Genomic DNA, 16,308 nt, shown 5'->3' with positions numbered 1-16,308 from the left:
CGCACGCGACATGGGCCTTGTGGCCTGCACCCGCTGCACCCGGGTCTGGCCTGCGGGCACGCGAAGCTGTGCGCGCTGCGGCCAGCGGCTGCACCCGCGCGCGCCGCTGTCGCTGCAGCGAGTCTGGGCCTGGTGGAGCCTCGGACTGATCGCCTATGTGCCGGCGAATATCTACCCGATGCTGGAAACCCGGACGCTGGTCAGCACCCAGGACAACACCATCGTCGGCGGCGCGGTCGAAATCGCCCGCCATGGCAGCTGGGGCATCGCCGCGGTGATCCTGACGGCTTCGGTGCTGATCCCCATCGGCAAGTTCCTCGCGGTGGCGGGGCTCGCGCTCAGCGTCGCGCATGGCAGCCGCGTCAGCCGCGCCCGGCGCCAGCAGCTCTACGAGGTGGTGGAATATATCGGCCGCTGGTCGATGATCGACGTCTTCGTCGTTGCCATCCTCTCGGCGCTGGTGCAACTGGGCGCGGTGGTCTCGATCAGCCCCGGCCCGGCCAGCCTTTTCTTCGCGGTCTCGGTGATCGCCACCATGCTGTCGGCGCAAAGCTTCGACAGCCGCCTGCTTTGGGATGGTCCCGATCCGTCCCCCGCCTCCCGGAGCCGCCTGGCATGACCGATCTTCCTCCCGAAACCCCGGTCGAACCGGCCGGCCGCAGCCTGCTGGACCGCATTTCCATCGTCTGGGTGATCCCGGCGGCGGCCTTGGCCATCGCGCTGGGCGTGGCCTGGCACAGCTATGCCGAACGCGGGCCTCTGCTGGAACTGACCTTCGAGAATGCCTCGGGCATCAAGGCGGGCGAGACCGAACTCCACTATCGCGACGTGACCGTGGGCCTGGTCGAAAGGGTGGGCTTTACCGACAGTCTCGGCGAGGTGCTGGTCTCGGTCCGGCTCGACAAGGCGGTCGCGCCCTATGTCGATGACGGCGCCGATTTCTGGGTGGTCCAGCCCGAGGTCAGCGCGCGCGGCGTGACCGGGCTGTCGACCGTGCTGTCGGGGGTCTTCATCCAGGGCATCTGGGACGACCGGCCCGACGGCTTTGTCGAACGCCACCAGGGCAAAAGCGCGGCACCGCTGAACCGCGAGGGCCGCCCGGGCCTCAGGCTGAGGCTGCGCGCCGCCACCGATGCGGGCCTGACCGAAGAGGCGCCGATCCTTTATCGCGGCATCGAGGTCGGGCGGATCGGCAAGGCCGAGGTCAGCCAGGACGGCTCGACCGTCGAGGCCGATGCCATCGTCTTCGCCCCGCATGACCGGCTGATCTCGACCTCGACCCGGTTCTGGGACAGCTCGGGCTTTTCCTTCTCGCTCGGCCCCAGCGGCGCGCGGGTCGATTTCTCGTCCGTCGCGGCGCTGCTGTCGGGCGGAGTGACCTTCCAGAGCGTGGTCTCGGGCGGGCGCGAGGTCCAGCCCGAGACCCGGTTCGAGGTCTATCCCGACGAATCCACCGCCCGGGCCAGCGTCTTTGCCGCCGATGAGGGCACCGCCCTGACCCTGACCGCCTATTTCGAGGAAAACGTCGAAGGGCTTTCGGTCGATGCGCCGGTCACGCTGGGCGGGCTCCGGATCGGCCGCGTCGCATCGCTGAACGGCATCGTCGATGCCGCGCGCTTCGGCGACGACCGGGTGCGGCTGTCGGCGACACTGGCGATCCAGCCCTCGCGACTGGGCATCGAGCAGAACGCGACGCCCGAGGACGCACTCGACTACCTCGCGGGCCGGGTGCGCGAAGGGCTGCGGGCGCGGCTGGTGACCGCTTCGATCCTGACCGGCGGGCTCAAGGTCGAACTGGTCGAGACCGCCGAGACCTCGCCGGCCGAAATTGACCGCGACGCCGACCCGAACCCGGTGATCCCGACCACGGCCAGCGACATTTCCGACGTCTCGGCCACCGCCGAGGGGCTTTACAACCGCATCAACGATCTGCCCATCGAGGACCTGATGCAAAGCGCCATCGACGCGCTGAACAGCGTCAGCACCCTGGCCGGCAGCGACGAGATCCGCGCCGTTCCGGGCGAGGTCAAGGCGCTGGTCGGCGAGGCGCGTGGCATCGTCGGCTCGGACGGGATGCAGGCCCTGCCCGGCCGCATCGACGGGGCCGTCGCCGCCATCGAGACGCTGACCCGCCAACTGGCCGAGGCCGATGCTGCCTCCCGCCTGACCGAAGCGCTCGACGCCGCCGCCGGGGCCGCGCAAAGCATCGACGCCGCCGCCGCCGGGCTGCCCGATCTGGTCGCGCGCCTGAACGCGGTGGCCGATCAGGCGGCAACGCTGCCGCTGAACGAGCTGGCCGACCGGATCTCGGCGCTGCTCGACAGCACCGACCGGCTGATCGACACCGATCAGGCGCGCGATCTGCCGACCGATCTTTCCGGCGCCCTGCGCGAACTGGCGGCGATGCTGGCCGAGCTGCGCGAGGGCGGGATCGTCGGTAACGCCAATGCCACCCTCGCCTCGGCGCGGTCGGCCGCCGACGACATCTCGACCGCCGCGCGCGATCTGCCCGACCTGCTGGACCGGGCCAAGCGCATTCTGGGCCAGGCCTCGGCCACCATCGAGGGCTATGACGCCTCGCGCGGGATGGGCCGCGAGATCGACGCCGCACTCCGCGAGATCCAGCGCGCGGCCCAGGCCGTGACGACGCTGTCGCGGGCGCTGGAACGCAACCCCAACTCGATCCTGTTCGGACGCTGACATGAAACCGCACCTGCTACTTGCCGCCCTCGTCCCCTCCGCCCTGGCGCTGGCCGCCTGCAGCGGCAGCCCCGACCGTTACACCGTGCCCGACACGGCCGTCGCCGGGCCGCGCCTGCCCGTCGCCTGGCGCAGCGTCGCGATCCGCGAGGTGTCGCTGCCGACCTATGCCGCGTCCGAGGAAATCTACAGCCGCAGCGCCAGCGGGGCGCTGACCTCGTCCTCGGACGTGCTTTGGGCCGACGACCCGACCCGCGCCATCACCCAGGATCTGGCGCGCCTGCTGACGCAGATGACCGGCGCCCAGGTCGCCGCCGAGCCCTGGCCCTTCTTCGACCGCGCCCAGGCGACGCTCGAGATCCGCGTGGCCGACATGCTGGCCGAGCCCGACGGGACCTTCCGCCTGACCGGCCAGTTCTTCGTGGCCCCCGATGCCGGCGGGCGGAACCGCAGCGCGCCCTTCGCGATCGCGGTGCCCATCGCCGCCCCCGCAGGTCCCGCCCAGATCGCGGCGGCGCGCGGCGCGGCGCTGCGCGAGCTTGCGACCCAGATCGCCCGGACCGGGCTGCGCTGAGCCGCCCCGCGCCAAAGCCCGATTGCGCCCCGATCGTCGCGGCGCTAGCCTCTGCCCGCCACCGCCCCAAGGAGCCCAAGATGCCCGAAACCGCCCCGAACAGCTGGAAAGCCCGCGCCGAGTCGTCCAGTTTCTATGGCTTTACCGATCTGCCCTCGGTCAAGGCGCGCGGAACGGTGGTGCTGACCCATGGCGAAGGCCCCTATGTCATCGACACCGAAGGTCGGCGCTATCTCGACAGCAATTCGGGGCTCTGGAACATGGTCGCGGGGTTCGACCATGCCGGGCTGGCCGCGGCCGCCAAGGCGCAATACGACCGCTTCCCGGGCTATCACGCCTTCTTCGGGCGGATGTCCGACCAGACCGTGATGCTGAGCGAGAAGCTGATCGAGGTCTCGCCCTACGAGCGCGGCCGGGTTTTCTACACCAATTCGGGCTCCGAGGCGAATGACACGCTGGTCAAGATGCTGTGGTTCCTCGCCCGCGCCGAGGACCAGCCCCAGCGCCGCAAGATCCTGACCCGGAAGAACGCCTATCACGGCGTCACCGCGGTCTCGGCCTCGATGACCGGCAAGCCCTATAACGCGCTGTTCGGCCTGCCGCTGCCCGATTTCATCCACCTGACCTGCCCGCATTACTGGCGCGAGGGCCGCCCCGGCGAGACCGAGACCCAGTTCACCGCCCGCATGGCGGCCGAGCTGGAAGAGGTGATCAATCGCGAGGGCGCCGAGACCATCGCCGGGTTCTTCGCCGAACCCGTGATGGGCGCGGGCGGCGTGATCCCGCCCTCGGCGGGCTATTTCCAGGCGATCCAGCCGATCCTCAAGAAGCATGGCATCCCGCTGATCTCGGACGAGGTGATCTGCGGCTTCGGGCGCACCGGCGCCGTCTGGGGCTGCGAGACCTATGATTTCGTGCCCGATGCCATCATCTCGTCCAAGGCGCTGACGGCGGGCTACTTCCCGATGGGCGCGGTGATCCTCGGCCCCGGGCTGGCCGACCGGCTGCACAGGGCCTCCGAGGCGGTCGAGGAATTTCCGCACGGCTTTACCGCCTCGGGCCACCCGGTCGGCTGCGCCATCGCGCTGAAGGCCATCGACGTGATCCTGAATGAGGGGCTTCTGGAAAACGTCCGCCGCCTGACCCCGCTTTTCGAAGAGGGCATGAAGCGGCTGGCCGAAAACCCCAATATCGGCGAGTTCCGCGGCAAGGGGCTGATGGGCGCGCTGGAAGCCGTCGCCGACAAGCCGACCAGGACGCCCTTCCCCTCCAACCTCTCGGTCAGCGAGCGGATCGCCAATACCTGCACCGATCACGGCCTGATCTGTCGGCCGCTTGGCCAGTCCATCGTGCTGTGTCCGCCCTTCATCCTGACCGAACCGCAGATGGCCGAGATGTTCGAAAAGCTCGAAGCGGCTCTGACCGAGGTCTTTGCCGGGCTGAAGGCGGGGGCGTGAGCACCGCCACCCCCGCGACCCAGGCGCTGCAACGCGCGGGCGTCGCGTTTCGGCCGATCGATTACACCTATGTGGCCGGTCAGGACCGGATCGGGCTGCATGCGGCCGAAGCCATCGGCGCCGATCCGGGCCGGGTGATGAAGACCCTGATGGTCGAGGTCGACGGCAAGCCCGCCTGCGCGGTGATCCCCTCGGACCGCACCCTGTCGATGAAGAAGGTGGCAGTGGCCTTCGGTGCCAAATCGGCCCGGATGATGCCGCCCGACAAGGCCGAGCGGCTGACCGGCTTTCATACCGGCGGCATCAGCCCCTTCGGCCAGAAGCGCCGCGCGCCGGTGGCCTTCGAGGCCAGCGCGCTGAGCGGGGCCGAAATCGTTCTGAACGGCGGCCGCCGCGGGCTGATGGTGGCCCTGGCCCCGGACGATGCGCTGGCCGCCGCCGGAGCACAGGCGGCCGATCTTTGCGCCGAGCACGGCTGAGGGAAGGGCGCGGCACCGGCGCGGATTGACCCCGGCCGCGAAGCCGCCAAGATGAACCCGACGCCCAGACGCCCGCGCGAGAGGACCCGACGATGCCGATGTACAACTACTGCTGCACCGCCTGCGAAGCCGAATTCGAGCTTCTGCGCAGCCTCAGCGATGACAGCGCCCCCGCCTGCCCCGACTGCGGCAGCCCCGAGGTCAGGCGCCTGCTGTCGCGCGTCGTCGCCACGGGCGACAGCGCGAAACTTATCAAGGGCGCGCGCAGCCTCGCCAAGAAGGAAGGCCATTTCAGCAACTATTCGAAGAGCGAGCGCAAGAAGGGCGGCGTCTGACCGCCCGCTTTCGGATCAGTCCTTGTCCTTGCGCCGCTTCTCGCGGTACTCGATCGCGAAGATCGCCGCCTGCGCGGCCAGAAATCCGAAGAAGACCGCCGCCGCGATCGAGGTCACGGTATGGACCGGGCCCGCCGTAAGATAGCCCCAGTCGGTCATGAGAACGGTGATCAGCGTCACCGCGATGCCCACGCCCCAGACGATCCGCCCGGTCGGAGGCTTTTTGCTGTCGTTTTCCATGCGCCGGAAAGTGGCACCGCGCCGGTCCGCAGGCAAGCGCGGCTTGCGGTCGCGGCCGGGCCGGGCCGACCTCAGCGCGACGCCTTCTCGGCGATCCCGCTGACGCCCTCGCGCCGCGCCAACTCCGCCGCGACATCGGCCAGGGTCACGTCGCGGGCGGCAAGCATCACAAGCAGGTGATAAACGACGTCCGCCGCCTCGGAGGTCAGCCGGACGCGGTCGCCCCGGACCGCCTCGATGATCGCCTCGACCGCCTCCTCGCCGAATTTCTCGGCGCATTTCTCGGGGCCTTTCGCGAACAGCTTGGCGGTCCAGGACGTATCCGGATCGGCGCCCTTGCGCGCCTCGACCGTGGCGGCAAGACGCGCCAGCGCCTCGAGATCGGATGCGGTCATGTCAGCCTCACGGGGATGCCGGCGGCGGCCATATGCGCCTTGGCCTCGCCGATGGTGAATTCGCCGAAATGGAAGATCGAGGCGGCCAGTACCGCGCTGGCCCCGCCCTCGGTGACCCCCTCGACCAGATGGTCGAGCGTGCCGACCCCGCCCGAGGCGATCACCGGCACATCGACCGCATCGGAAATCGCACGGGTCAGCGGCAGGTTGAAGCCCGCCCGCGTCCCGTCCCGGTCCATGCTGGTCAACAGGATCTCGCCCGCGCCCTTGGCGACCACCGTCCGCGCGAACTCGACCGCGTCGATGCCGGTGGGCTTGCGCCCGCCATGGGTGAAAATCTCCCACTTGCCGGGACTGACCGTCTTGGCGTCGATGGCGACCACGATGCACTGGCTGCCGAACTGGTCGGCCGCCTCGTGCACCACATCGGGGTTGGCGACCGCCGCCGAGTTGAAGCTGACCTTGTCGGCGCCTGCCAGCAGCAGCGCGCGCACATCCTCGGCGGTCCGCACCCCGCCACCCACGGTCAGCGGCATGAAGCACTGCTCGGCCGTGCGTCGCACCACGTCGAACATGGTGCCGCGATTTTCATGAGTCGCGTGGATGTCGAGAAAGCACAACTCGTCCGCTCCGGCCGCGTCATAGGCCTTTGCGGCCTCGACCGGATCGCCCGCATCGACGAGATTGACGAAATTGACCCCCTTGACCACGCGCCCCTCGGCCACGTCGAGACAGGGGATGATACGGATCTTCAGCATGGCGGCTCCTTTCGCGCCCTCTTAGCGCGGGCGGGCGTCCGAGGAAAGACGCCCGAGAACAGCCAGCGGAAGGCCCCGGGCCGCGCCCCCGAAGGGGCACCGATGCCGGGGCCTTCGGACTGGAGCCGCCGACGACGTGCCGGGCCCGCGGAAGACAACGCTTCCGCTGCTCCCCGACACGCCGCCGGACGACGGCAGGGACGGCCTAGAGCGGCCGCGCCTGTTCGTAGCCGCGCGCAGAGACGCCGCGCGGCGTTGTCAGCAGGTGATCGGGGGTCAGACGCAGGGTGTCCATCGCGATCATCCGCTCTTCGTCGGTGGGCACGACAAGGGTCGCGACCGACGCATCGGCAGCGCTGATGTTCGGATAGCCGTCGCGCGCCACCTCGTTCGTTGCCTCGTCGATCCGGACGCCCAGGACGCCCAGCCCCGAACAGATCCGGGTCCGGATCTCGGCGCTGTTCTCGCCGATGCCTGCTGTGAAGACCAGCGCGTCGAGCCCGTTCATCGCGGCCGCATAGGCGCCGATGGTCTTCTTGATCTGATAGACGAAGATCTCGACCGCCAGCCTGCACCGGTCGTCGCCGTCAGCCGCCCGCGTCGTTACCTCGCGCATGTCGTTGCTGACGCCCGAGACGCCCAGAAGCCCGCTCTTGTGATAGCAAAGCGTCTCGACGTCCTTCAGGCTCATTCCCAGCTGGTTGACCAGATGGAAGATGATCGACGGGTCGAAATCGCCCGACCGGGTGCCCATGGGAACGCCCCCGAAGGTGCCGAACCCGATCGAGGTATCGACCGACCTGCCGCCATCGACCGCAGTCAGCGTCACGCCGTTGCCCAGATGGCAGATCACCATCTTCATGTCCTCGATGGGCCAGTTCAGCAGATCGGCCGTGGCCTGGCTGACATAGCGGCAGGACGTGCCGTGAAAGCCGTATTTCCGGATGCCGCTCTTGGCATAAAGCTCGTAGGGCAGCGCATAGACATGCGCTTCGGGCGGCACGGTCTGATGGAACGCGGTATCGAACACCACGATGTTCGGAACGCCCGGGAACAGACGCATCGCGGCCTCGATACCGGCGATGTTGCAGGGATTGTGAAGCGGCGCAAAGCCGACGCAGGCCCGAAGCTGGGCCATGACCTCGTCATCGACCACGACCGAGTCGACGAAAACGTCGCCGCCATGAACCGCGCGATGGCCGATGGCCGTGATCGCCGCCGGGCAGTCGATCACGCCGTAGTCGGCATGCATCAGGCTGGCCAGCATCAGTTCAAGCGCGGTCTTGTGATCGGGAACCGGAAGCTCGACCTTCTCGCCGCGGCCTCCGGCCTTGTGATCCGAGTAGGAGCCGTCCTCGCCGATCCGGGCGATCAGACCCTTCGCCACGACTTCGGACAGATCGGTCGTGTAAAGCTGATACTTCAGGCTGGAACTGCCGCAGTTGATGGTGAGGATCATGGTGTCGTCCTTTCTTTGAAACGGCAAGGACGGGCGGCGCGACGGGGGGGAGGGTGGGAGGAGGGTGTCGCGCCGCCCGTTCGGGGTGCAGGGTGTCGGTCTGCCCCCGGATCACACCGGCAGTGGGAGGAGAGCCCAGAAGCCGATGGAAGTCAGTACGTTGAAGACCAGCGTCATGGCCGCGATGGTGCAGGCCGGCGGGTCGATATGGGTATCGCCGCGGTCAAGGAAGACCCGGGCGAAGAACTCGCCCACGAAGGCGCAGACCAGCCCGGCAATGGCGGCCCAGAGGATGCTGCCCGAGGCCACGCCGACGATGGCGGCCGGAAGGGCGATGTGGTGGGTCACCGGGGTCAGAACGCCGACCGTCAGGAACAGCAGGCTCGCGGCGGCGATGCCGAAGGCCAGAAGCGCGCCAGCGGTGCCGTAGGTCACGCCCAGCCAGCCGCCCAGCAGTCCGACGCCGATGCCGATGACGGCGATCTGGCCGAAGCTGCTCTGGAACACCAGCCATTTGGTGGCATCGGTCGGGTGGAAGAACCGCTCGCCCTCGGGCGTTTTCCCGCACAGGCCGCAGGTGCCCCAGAGAAAGCGCACGATGAAGGCCGAGATCACGACGCTCATGCCGGGATAATCGGTCCAGGGCAGGCCCGGGCCCACATCGGGCACCATCGCGACGCCCCAGCAGATCACGTAGCCGACAATCCCGAAGATGCCGCCGACCAGCAGCACATCGGGGCTGTTCAGCCCCATGCCCGCCGTCACGATGTTGCGGCCGCTGTCAAGCTTGCCCTTCGAGGCCGCATAGGCCGCGGCGGCGACGCCCGAGGCGAACCCGCCCACATGCGGGCCGAAGACGCCGAACGGGATCCCGAAGAAGTCGGTGGCCGCGGGTGCGACCGCCAGCTGGATCGCGACGCCCGCGATCGTCAGGATGCCCACGAAGGCGAAGGCCGGCAATGCGCCGATCGCCGCCCCGAAGATGCCGCCCCCGAAGGCGACCAGTAAACCGAGTGCAGTCATTTATTCCTCCTTGCAACGCAATCGACATTCCTCACGCGAAGTCCTCGAATGGGATTTACGCGTTCGCTTCGATTCCGCTTCCAAGTTCGCATGTCGATTTTTTTCGGTTTCCGCTTGCTTCGCACCCGCGCCCGTTTTTCGAAACGCAGGTTGCCGTCTCCGGAAAAGCCGAAGGCCCTCCGGTTGGTTCAAACTGCATCCCCCGATATGTGATATCGAAAGCGAGTCCCGAATTCGGGTGCGTCGTCACAAATAATGTTGATCGAATTGGCACAGCCGGTCAACGCGGGGAACTTGGCCTCCGGTGGTAATTTCTTGCCGGAGTCGGACAAGACCCGGAATTCGCCCTCCAGAGGCCCCGGAATCGGCCCGCCAGGGCGAAAGCCGTCAAATTTTCTTGTTTTATTACTAGGCCTTACGAAGGCACCATGAGTCCTCCGCCACATGCCGAAGGCCCTGTCCGACACACCCCTGCGCGGTTCTGACCGAGGATGCCTTGTCCTCCCGATGACAAGTTTCTACCCGTCCGGGTAATTTCTTGTCATCGCGCCCGATTGCGCCTCGCCACGGCCCGGCGCCAAACCCCTTGTTTTCAAGGGCGACGCGTCCGATTTGCTGCCGCCGTCAAGGGATTACCCGTCATTGTCAAACCCTTCGCGTTGCTGATGACCCCTGCAAAATCCTATTCTCTCTTCAACGACGCGGCCAATCGCGAAGGAAATGGAAATGTCCGGTTCCTCGAAAAAGAAAGTCCTCATGATCGTCGGAGACTATTCCGAAGATTATGAAGTGATGGTTCCCTTTCAGGCGCTCGGAATGATCGGTTTCCAGGTCGACGCGGCTTGCCCGGGGAAACGCTCGGGCGACACTGTCAGGACCGCGGTCCACGATTTCGAGGGCGACCAGACCTATAGCGAAAAGCCCGGTCACCTCTTTCAGCTGAACACCGCCTTCGGACTGATCGAGGCGGACGCCTATGACGGGCTCTACCTCGCCGGGGGCCGGGCCTGCGAATACCTGCGGCTCGACGAGGACGTGCTGGCGCTGACCCGCACCGTCATGGAGGCGGGCAGGCCGGTCGCGGCGATCTGCCATGGCCCGCAAATCCTGGCCGCTGCCGGCGTTCTCGCCGGTCGCCGCCTGACGGCCTACCCGGCCGTCGCCCCCGAGATCCGCGCCGTCGGCGGCACCTATGTCGCCGTCGCGCCGGAAAACACCGTGATCGACGGAAACCTCGCGACGTCCCCGGCCTGGCCCGGACATCCGGGACTGCTGCGCGCCTTCGCGCGCCAGGTGGCCCCCGACCTCGCGATCTGAAGCAATCGGCGCCGGCGGGCCGCGAGGGCTCGGCGGGGCATCACAGCCTGGAGGAAATCATGATTGAGAAGGGCTTTACGAAACCGACGGACCGCGTGATGCGGCTCAAGTCCCAGATCATCCACGCCCGGCCCTATGTCGAGTCCGAGCGTGCGGTTCTGGCGACCGAAGCCTACAAGGCAACCGAAGGGCTGCCTGCGATCCTGCGGCGCGCCAAGGTGGCCGAGAAGATCTTCAACGAGCTTCCCGTGACCATCCGCGACGACGAGCTGATCGTCGGCGCGATCACCAAGAACCCGCGCTCGACCGAAATCTGCCCCGAATTCTCGTTCGACTGGGTGGAAGCCGAGTTCGACACCATGGCGACCCGCGTGGCCGACCCCTTCGAGATCCCGAAGGAAACCGCCGCCGAGCTGCATGAGGCCTTCAAGTACTGGCCGGGCAAGACGACCCAGGCGCTTGCCGCGTCCTACATGTCGAAAAAGGCCCATGATTGCATGGCCAACGGCGTGTTCACCGTCGGCAACTACTACTTCGGCGGCGTCGGCCACGTCTGCGTGGACTACGGCAAGATCCTCAAGATCGGCTTCCGCGGTGTCATCGAACAGGCGATCAAGCTGCTTGAATGCCTCGACGAGAAAGACCCCGGCTTCATCAAGAAGAAACAGTTCTACAACGCGGTCGTGATCTCCTACAACGCCGCGATCAACTTCGCCCACCGCTATGCGGCGAAGGCCGAAGAGCTGGCCAGGCAGGAATCGAACCCGAGCCGCAAGGCCGAGCTTGAACAGATCGCCAAGAACTGCCGCCGCGTTCCTGAAAACCCGGCCACGACGTTCTGGGAAGCCTGTCAGACCATGTGGTTCGTCCAGTGCATGCTGCAGATCGAATCCTCGGGCCACTCGATCTCGCCGGGCCGGTTCGACCAGTACATGAACCCCTATCTGCAAGCCGACAAATCCATCAGCCGCGACTTCGCGCAGGAACTGGTCGACTGCATCTGGATCAAGCTGAACGACGTCAACAAGACCCGCGACGAGGTGTCGGCCCAGGCCTTTGCCGGTTACGCGGTGTTCCAGAACCTCTGCGTCGGCGGCCAGACCGAAGACGGTCTCGATGCGACCAATGACATGTCCTACATGTGCATGGAAGCGGTCGCCCATGTGAAGCTGCCCGCGCCGTCCTTCTCGATCCGCGTCTGGCAGGGCACGCCCGACGAGTTCCTGTTCCGGGCGGCCGAGGTCGTGCGCCTCGGGCTGGGTGTGCCCGCGGTCTACAACGACGAGGTGATCATCCCCGCGCTGCAGAACCGCGGTGTCTCGCTGGCCGATGCCCGCGACTACGGCATCGTCGGCTGCGTCGAACCGCAGGCGATCCACCGCACCGAAGGCTGGCACGACGCGGCGTTCTTCAACGTGGCCAAGGTTCTGGAAATCACCATGAACAATGGCCGCGTGGGCGACACGCAGCTGGGGCCGAAAACCGGCGAGATGACCGACTGGAATTCGCTTGACGACTTCTATGCGGCCTTCAAGACCCAGATGGCCTTCTTCGTCAAATACCTGGCCGAAGCCGACAACTGCGTCGATCTCGCCCATGCCGAACGGGCGCCCCTGCCCTTCCTGTCGGCCATGGTCGATGACTGCATGGGTCGCGGCAAGTCGGTCCAGGAAGGCGGCGCGATCTACAACTTCACCGGTCCGCAGGCCTTCGGCGTCGCCGATACCGGCGACTCGGTCTACGCGATGAAGAAATTCGTCTTCGACGAAAAGAAAGTGTCGATGACGGATCTGAAGGACGCGCTGGACGCCAACTTCGGGGTCGCGCTGGGCGAGAGCGCCCAGACGTCGGGCGGCGGCACGCCGAGCGAAGAGGAAGTCTACGCGGCGGTGCGCAAGGTGCTCTCCACCAACAGCTCGGTCGATGTGGCCACGCTGAAGGACGAGGTCTACCGCACGCTGGCCGCCAAGGACTCGCCGCAGTCGGGGTCGTCAAAATATGACGGCATCCGCCGCCTGATGGACTCGGCCGAGTGCTTCGGGAACGATGACGACGAGGTCGACCTGATCGCCCGGAAATGCGCCCGGATCTACTGCCTCGAGGTTGAAAAGTACACCAACCCGCGCGGTGGCCAGTTCCAGGCCGGGATCTACCCGGTGTCCGCGAACGTGCTCTTCGGCAAGGACGTGGGCGCGCTGCCCGACGGCCGTCTCGCCAAGAAACCGCTCTCGGACGGCGTGTCGCCCCGGCAAGGCAAGGATGCGAAGGGCCCGACGGCCGCGGCGAACTCGGTGGCCAAGCTCGACCACTTCATCGCCTCGAACGGCACCCTCTACAACCAGAAGTTCCTGCCTGCGGCGCTGGCCGGTGACCAGGGGCTGCAGAACTTCGCCTCGCTGGTGCGGTCGTACTTCGATCACAAGGGCATGCACGTGCAGTTCAACGTGATCGACCGCCAGACCCTGCTGGACGCGCAGAAAAACCCGGATGCCCACAAGGACCTCGTGGTCCGCGTGGCCGGCTACAGCGCCCAGTTCGTCGTCCTCGCGAAAGAGGTGCAGGACGACATCATCAGCCGGACGGAACAGACGTTCTGATCCAGCGATTGGCCGGTCCCCGCATCGCAGCACGCGGGGGCCGACCGGGGAGAGGCGCGGGCGGCGGCCCCTGACATCCAGCCGCCCGTGTCCGCCCCACCCGACCGACCCGCGAAAGAACAGGTGACCCGAATGACCCGCTATCAAAGCTTCCATCCCAGGACCGAGATCGTCTTCGGCCCGGGCCTGCTGGACCGCCTGCATGCCTATCGCGGTCAGAAAGTCGGCATCGTCACCGACGCCTTCATGGCCCAGTCGGGCGCGCTCGACCGGGTGAAAGCCTCGCTGAAGGGCTGCGACGTGCTGGTCTTCGACGAAGCGATCCCCGAGCCGCCGCTCGACACCGTCTCCAGGGGCGCCCGCCTGCTGGCCGATTTCGGCCCGGACGTGATCCTGGCACTGGGCGGCGGCTCGCCGATCGACGCCGGCAAGGCGATCCTTGCCATCGTCCGCCAGATGTCCGAAGGCCGCTATATCCCGTTCGTCGCGATCCCGACGACCAGCGGCACAGGGTCCGAAGTGACCTCGTTCGCGGTGATCTCGGACCCCGCCAACGGCCGCAAGTTTCCCCTGATCTCGGAAGAGCTCGTCCCCGACGTGGCGCTTCTGGACCCCGAATTCGTGCGCACCGCGCCGCCGAAGGTGACCGCCGATACCGGCATGGACGTCATCACCCACGCCATCGAGGCCGTGGTCGCGACCGGTGCCAACCATTTCACCGACGCCTTCGCCGAAAAGGCGCTGGCTCTGGCCTTCGCCTTCCTGCCCCGCTGCTTCGCCAATGGCGACGACATCGAGGCGCGGGACGCGATGCACCAGGCGTCCTGCCTGGCCGGGCTGGCGTTCAGCGCGGCGGGGCTCGGCATCAACCACAGCCTCGCCCATGCCCTCGGCGGGCGGCTCCATGTCGTGCACGGCCGCGTCAACGCGGTTCTGATGCCGCTGGTGATCGCCTGGAACGCCGAAGAGCCCGAGGCCGCCGAACGCTACGCCCGGATCGCCCGACTGATCGGGCTCGACGTGCCCAGCACGCGCGCCGGGGTCGGCGCCCTGATCCACGAGATCCAGGGCCTCAATGCCAGGTTCGGCATCCCGTCATCCCTCCGGGGTCTCGGGACGGACATGGAAGAATTCAGCCATGCCCGATCCCAGATCGCGGCGGCAGCGCTGGCCGATGCCTGCACGACCAGCAACCCACGCAAACCGTCCCAGGCAGACCTGGACGCCCTGCTGATGCAGGTCGGCGGTTAGGAGACGAGGGAGGATGCAGCAGAGCAAGAAGCGCGAAGACCCTAAGGCAAACTTCATCAACGAAACATCGTGAGCAAGGAGAGAGCGATGCAACAGGAAGCACTGGGAATGGTCGAAACCAAAGGTCTGGTCGGCGCCATCGAGGCGGCGGATGCCATGGTCAAATCGGCCAACGTGACGATGATCGGCTACGAGAAAATCGGCTCGGGCCTCGTCACCGTGATGGTGCGTGGCGATGTCGGCGCGGTCAAGGCCGCCACCGATGCGGGCGCCGTGGCGGCCGGCAAGGTCGGCACCGTGGCCTCTGTCCACGTGATCCCGCGGCCGCATACCGAGGTGGAACGCATTCTGCCCCATCCCGCCCCGGCCGCCGAATAACCCCTGATTAAGGACAAGGAGGATCGGTCATGAAAGACGATCTTGTCGAACAACTGATGGGGGAAGTGATCCGGAAAATGGGGGGGAGCGACAGCTCCTCCTCCTCCGAACCCCAACCCCAGGCCAAGGCGGCTCCCGCCAAAGCCCCCAAGGCGTGCCAGCTGACCGAATTCGTCGGCACCGCGATCGGCGACACCATCGGCGTGGTCATCGCCAATGTCGATCCGGCCCTGCACGAAGCGATGAAAATCGACAAGAAATACCGGTCGATCGGCATCGTCGGCGCGCGGACCGGGGCCGGTCCCCACATCTTCGCGGCCGATGAGGCGGTGAAGGCCACGAACAGCGAAGTCCTGGTCATCGAACTGCCGCGCGACACCAAGGGCGGCGGCGGCCACGGCTCGCTGGTCATCTTCGGCGCAGCCGACGTTTCGGACGCCCGTCGGGCGGTCGAGGTGATGCTCGGCGAACTGGACCGCACCTTCGGCGATGTCTACGGCAACGACGCGGGCCACCTGGAGTTCCAGTACACCGCCCGGGCCAGCTTCGCGCTGAACAAGGCCTTCGGGGCGCCGGTCGGCCAGGCCTTCGGCATCACCGTGGGCTCGCCTGCCGCGATCGGCGTGCTGATGGCCGATACCGCTGCCAAGGCGGCAACCGTCGATGCGGTCGGCTACGCGACGCCCGGCAACGGCGGCACCAGCTACTCGAACGAGGTGATCTACATGTTCAGCGGCGACTCCGGCGCGGTGCGCCAGTCGATCCACGCCGCGCGCGACGTGGGCAAGCAGCTTCTGAGCACGCTTGATCCGACCACCGAGCTCAAGTCGACCACCACGCCGTACATCTGAGCGTGAAAGAGGATGACCGTCATGACCGAGCAAAGCCTTGGATTGATCGAAACCATCGGCCTGGCCGCTGCCGTTGAAGCCGCCGACGCTGCGGTGAAATCGGCCAATGTCCAGCTGGTGGGCTACGAACTGACCAACGGCGACGGCATGACGGTCGTCAAGCTTCGCGGAGAAGTGGGCGCCATCAAGGCCGCGGTCGCGGCTGGCGCCGTGGCGGCCGAACGCGTGAACCGCGTCGTGTCGACCCAGGTTATCGCGCGCCCGGCGCGGGATGTGTCCTTGCTGGTGGACAGTCCCGCGACCGTGGGCGTGGTCCCGGCGGAACCGGTTCCTGAACCGGCCGCCGGAACGGCCGCGGCGTCCGAGCCTGCGGCCGAGGTCGAGGCAGGGACCGCCAGCGCGGCTGAAGCCGCGTCGGAGGTCCCTGCCCCGGCCGAGGCCGTCTCACATACGGCCGAGGACGCCGAAGCCTCGTCGGACGCCGCTGGGACACC

Annotated in this window: 16 protein-coding genes and 1 pseudogene; 12 read left to right on the top strand and 5 right to left on the bottom strand. The window is 67.1% G+C overall.

Annotation, left to right across the window (positions count from 1 at the left end):
* Positions 1 to 10: 10 nt before the first annotated feature.
* The 6 genes from DSD19_RS18465 (at position 11) to DSD19_RS18440 (ending at position 5,545) form a co-directional block, all read left to right on the top strand.
* A complete protein-coding gene (locus DSD19_RS18465; protein WP_113670674.1) occupies positions 11 to 619 on the top strand; it encodes a paraquat-inducible protein A in 609 nt (202 codons plus the stop codon).
* The gene (locus tag DSD19_RS18460) at positions 616 to 2,700 is read left to right on the top strand and encodes an MlaD family protein (protein ID WP_113670673.1); all 2,085 of its coding nucleotides are present in this window, start codon (positions 616 to 618) and stop codon (positions 2,698 to 2,700) included. Before DSD19_RS18465 ends, DSD19_RS18460 begins: the two co-directional genes overlap by 4 nt.
* A 1-nt stretch (position 2,701) precedes the next feature.
* On the top strand, positions 2,702 to 3,274 hold the full coding sequence (locus tag DSD19_RS18455; protein WP_075787127.1) for a membrane integrity-associated transporter subunit PqiC: 573 nt from the start codon (positions 2,702 to 2,704) through the stop codon (positions 3,272 to 3,274).
* An 80-nt stretch (positions 3,275 to 3,354) separates the two neighbouring features.
* On the top strand, positions 3,355 to 4,731 hold the full coding sequence (locus DSD19_RS18450; protein WP_113670672.1) for an aminotransferase: 1,377 nt from the start codon (positions 3,355 to 3,357) through the stop codon (positions 4,729 to 4,731).
* Complete coding sequence (locus DSD19_RS18445) at positions 4,728 to 5,210, top strand: aminoacyl-tRNA deacylase (RefSeq protein WP_113670671.1); 483 nt, start codon at positions 4,728 to 4,730, stop codon at positions 5,208 to 5,210. Before DSD19_RS18450 ends, DSD19_RS18445 begins: the two co-directional genes overlap by 4 nt.
* Before the next feature lie 92 nt (positions 5,211 to 5,302).
* Positions 5,303 to 5,545, top strand: coding sequence for a zinc ribbon domain-containing protein (locus DSD19_RS18440; protein ID WP_113670670.1), 243 nt, complete (start codon positions 5,303 to 5,305; stop codon positions 5,543 to 5,545).
* A gap of 15 nt (positions 5,546 to 5,560) precedes the next feature.
* Here the strand turns inward: DSD19_RS18440 and DSD19_RS18435 are convergent, their stop codons facing one another.
* The 5 genes from DSD19_RS18435 to DSD19_RS18415 all read right to left on the bottom strand — a co-directional run bounded on the left by DSD19_RS18435 (position 5,561) and on the right by DSD19_RS18415 (position 9,420).
* On the bottom strand, positions 5,561 to 5,785 hold the full coding sequence (locus DSD19_RS18435; protein WP_113670669.1) for a hypothetical protein: 225 nt from the start codon (positions 5,783 to 5,785) through the stop codon (positions 5,561 to 5,563).
* Between the two features lie 71 nt (positions 5,786 to 5,856).
* On the bottom strand, positions 5,857 to 6,180 hold the full coding sequence (locus tag DSD19_RS18430; RefSeq protein WP_075787132.1) for a phosphoribosyl-ATP diphosphatase: 324 nt from the start codon (positions 6,178 to 6,180) through the stop codon (positions 5,857 to 5,859).
* Complete coding sequence (gene hisF, locus DSD19_RS18425; RefSeq protein WP_075787133.1) at positions 6,177 to 6,938, bottom strand: imidazole glycerol phosphate synthase subunit HisF; 762 nt, start codon at positions 6,936 to 6,938, stop codon at positions 6,177 to 6,179. Before hisF ends, DSD19_RS18430 begins: the two co-directional genes overlap by 4 nt.
* A gap of 205 nt (positions 6,939 to 7,143) precedes the next feature.
* Positions 7,144 to 8,397, bottom strand: a complete 1,254-nt coding sequence (locus tag DSD19_RS18420) for an acetate/propionate family kinase (protein ID WP_113670668.1) — start codon at positions 8,395 to 8,397, stop codon at positions 7,144 to 7,146.
* Between the two features lie 111 nt (positions 8,398 to 8,508).
* Positions 8,509 to 9,420 carry a permease gene (locus DSD19_RS18415; protein ID WP_075787134.1) on the bottom strand — a complete coding sequence of 304 codons (912 nt, stop codon included), beginning with the start codon at positions 9,418 to 9,420 and terminating at the stop codon, positions 8,509 to 8,511.
* A 756-nt stretch (positions 9,421 to 10,176) separates the two neighbouring features.
* Here DSD19_RS18415 and DSD19_RS18410 point away from each other — a divergent pair.
* The 6 genes and pseudogenes from DSD19_RS18410 to DSD19_RS22785 all read left to right on the top strand — a co-directional run.
* A complete protein-coding gene (locus tag DSD19_RS18410; RefSeq protein ID WP_305793752.1) occupies positions 10,177 to 10,737 on the top strand; it encodes a DJ-1/PfpI family protein in 561 nt (186 codons plus the stop codon).
* A 59-nt stretch (positions 10,738 to 10,796) separates the two neighbouring features.
* Positions 10,797 to 13,334 (top strand): glycyl radical protein, encoded by a 2,538-nt coding sequence (locus tag DSD19_RS18405; RefSeq protein ID WP_113670666.1) that lies wholly within the window; start codon positions 10,797 to 10,799, stop codon positions 13,332 to 13,334.
* Between the two features lie 132 nt (positions 13,335 to 13,466).
* Entirely contained in the window at positions 13,467 to 14,585 is a 1,119-nt protein-coding gene (locus tag DSD19_RS18400; RefSeq protein WP_113670665.1) for a 1-propanol dehydrogenase PduQ, read from the top strand.
* An 87-nt stretch (positions 14,586 to 14,672) separates the two neighbouring features.
* Positions 14,673 to 14,963: a propanediol utilization microcompartment protein PduA gene (pduA, locus tag DSD19_RS18395; RefSeq protein ID WP_075787138.1), complete on the top strand. Its 291-nt coding sequence runs from the start codon at positions 14,673 to 14,675 to the stop codon at positions 14,961 to 14,963.
* A gap of 29 nt (positions 14,964 to 14,992) precedes the next feature.
* Positions 14,993 to 15,814, top strand: coding sequence for a propanediol utilization microcompartment protein PduB (gene pduB / locus DSD19_RS18390; RefSeq protein ID WP_075787139.1), 822 nt, complete (start codon positions 14,993 to 14,995; stop codon positions 15,812 to 15,814).
* A 21-nt stretch (positions 15,815 to 15,835) separates the two neighbouring features.
* A pseudogene (locus DSD19_RS22785) lies at positions 15,836 to 16,102 on the top strand (BMC domain-containing protein); the annotation flags it as partial.
* Between the last annotated feature and the right edge of the window lie 206 nt (positions 16,103 to 16,308).

This window comes from Rhodovulum sp. BSW8, from assembly GCF_003314725.1.
GTDB classification, from domain to species: Bacteria; Pseudomonadota; Alphaproteobacteria; order Rhodobacterales; family Rhodobacteraceae; genus Rhodovulum; species Rhodovulum visakhapatnamense.
Note: the sequence above shows the minus strand (reverse complement) of the source record. Positions and strands in the feature narration are given on the sequence as shown.

Bases quoted from the DNA above. Each gene is read 5' to 3' on its own strand.
- DSD19_RS18405 (WP_113670666.1), top strand. From the start codon at position 10,797: ATGATTGAGAAGGGCTTTACGAAACCGACGGACCGCGTGATGCGGCTC.
- DSD19_RS18400 (WP_113670665.1), top strand. From the start codon at position 13,467: ATGACCCGCTATCAAAGCTTCCATCCCAGGACCGAGATCGTCTTCGGC.
- DSD19_RS18415 (WP_075787134.1), bottom strand. From the start codon at position 9,420: ATGACTGCACTCGGTTTACTGGTCGCCTTCGGGGGCGGCATCTTCGGG.
- pduB (WP_075787139.1), top strand. From the start codon at position 14,993: ATGAAAGACGATCTTGTCGAACAACTGATGGGGGAAGTGATCCGGAAA.
- DSD19_RS18440 (WP_113670670.1), top strand. From the start codon at position 5,303: ATGCCGATGTACAACTACTGCTGCACCGCCTGCGAAGCCGAATTCGAG.
- DSD19_RS18410 (WP_305793752.1), top strand. From the start codon at position 10,177: ATGATCGTCGGAGACTATTCCGAAGATTATGAAGTGATGGTTCCCTTT.
- DSD19_RS18455 (WP_075787127.1), top strand. From the start codon at position 2,702: ATGAAACCGCACCTGCTACTTGCCGCCCTCGTCCCCTCCGCCCTGGCG.
- DSD19_RS18465 (WP_113670674.1), top strand. From the start codon at position 11: ATGGGCCTTGTGGCCTGCACCCGCTGCACCCGGGTCTGGCCTGCGGGC.
- DSD19_RS18430 (WP_075787132.1), bottom strand. From the start codon at position 6,180: ATGACCGCATCCGATCTCGAGGCGCTGGCGCGTCTTGCCGCCACGGTC.
- hisF (WP_075787133.1), bottom strand. From the start codon at position 6,938: ATGCTGAAGATCCGTATCATCCCCTGTCTCGACGTGGCCGAGGGGCGC.
- DSD19_RS18420 (WP_113670668.1), bottom strand. From the start codon at position 8,397: ATGATCCTCACCATCAACTGCGGCAGTTCCAGCCTGAAGTATCAGCTT.
- DSD19_RS18450 (WP_113670672.1), top strand. From the start codon at position 3,355: ATGCCCGAAACCGCCCCGAACAGCTGGAAAGCCCGCGCCGAGTCGTCC.
- pduA (WP_075787138.1), top strand. From the start codon at position 14,673: ATGCAACAGGAAGCACTGGGAATGGTCGAAACCAAAGGTCTGGTCGGC.
- DSD19_RS18435 (WP_113670669.1), bottom strand. From the start codon at position 5,785: ATGGAAAACGACAGCAAAAAGCCTCCGACCGGGCGGATCGTCTGGGGC.
- DSD19_RS18460 (WP_113670673.1), top strand. From the start codon at position 616: ATGACCGATCTTCCTCCCGAAACCCCGGTCGAACCGGCCGGCCGCAGC.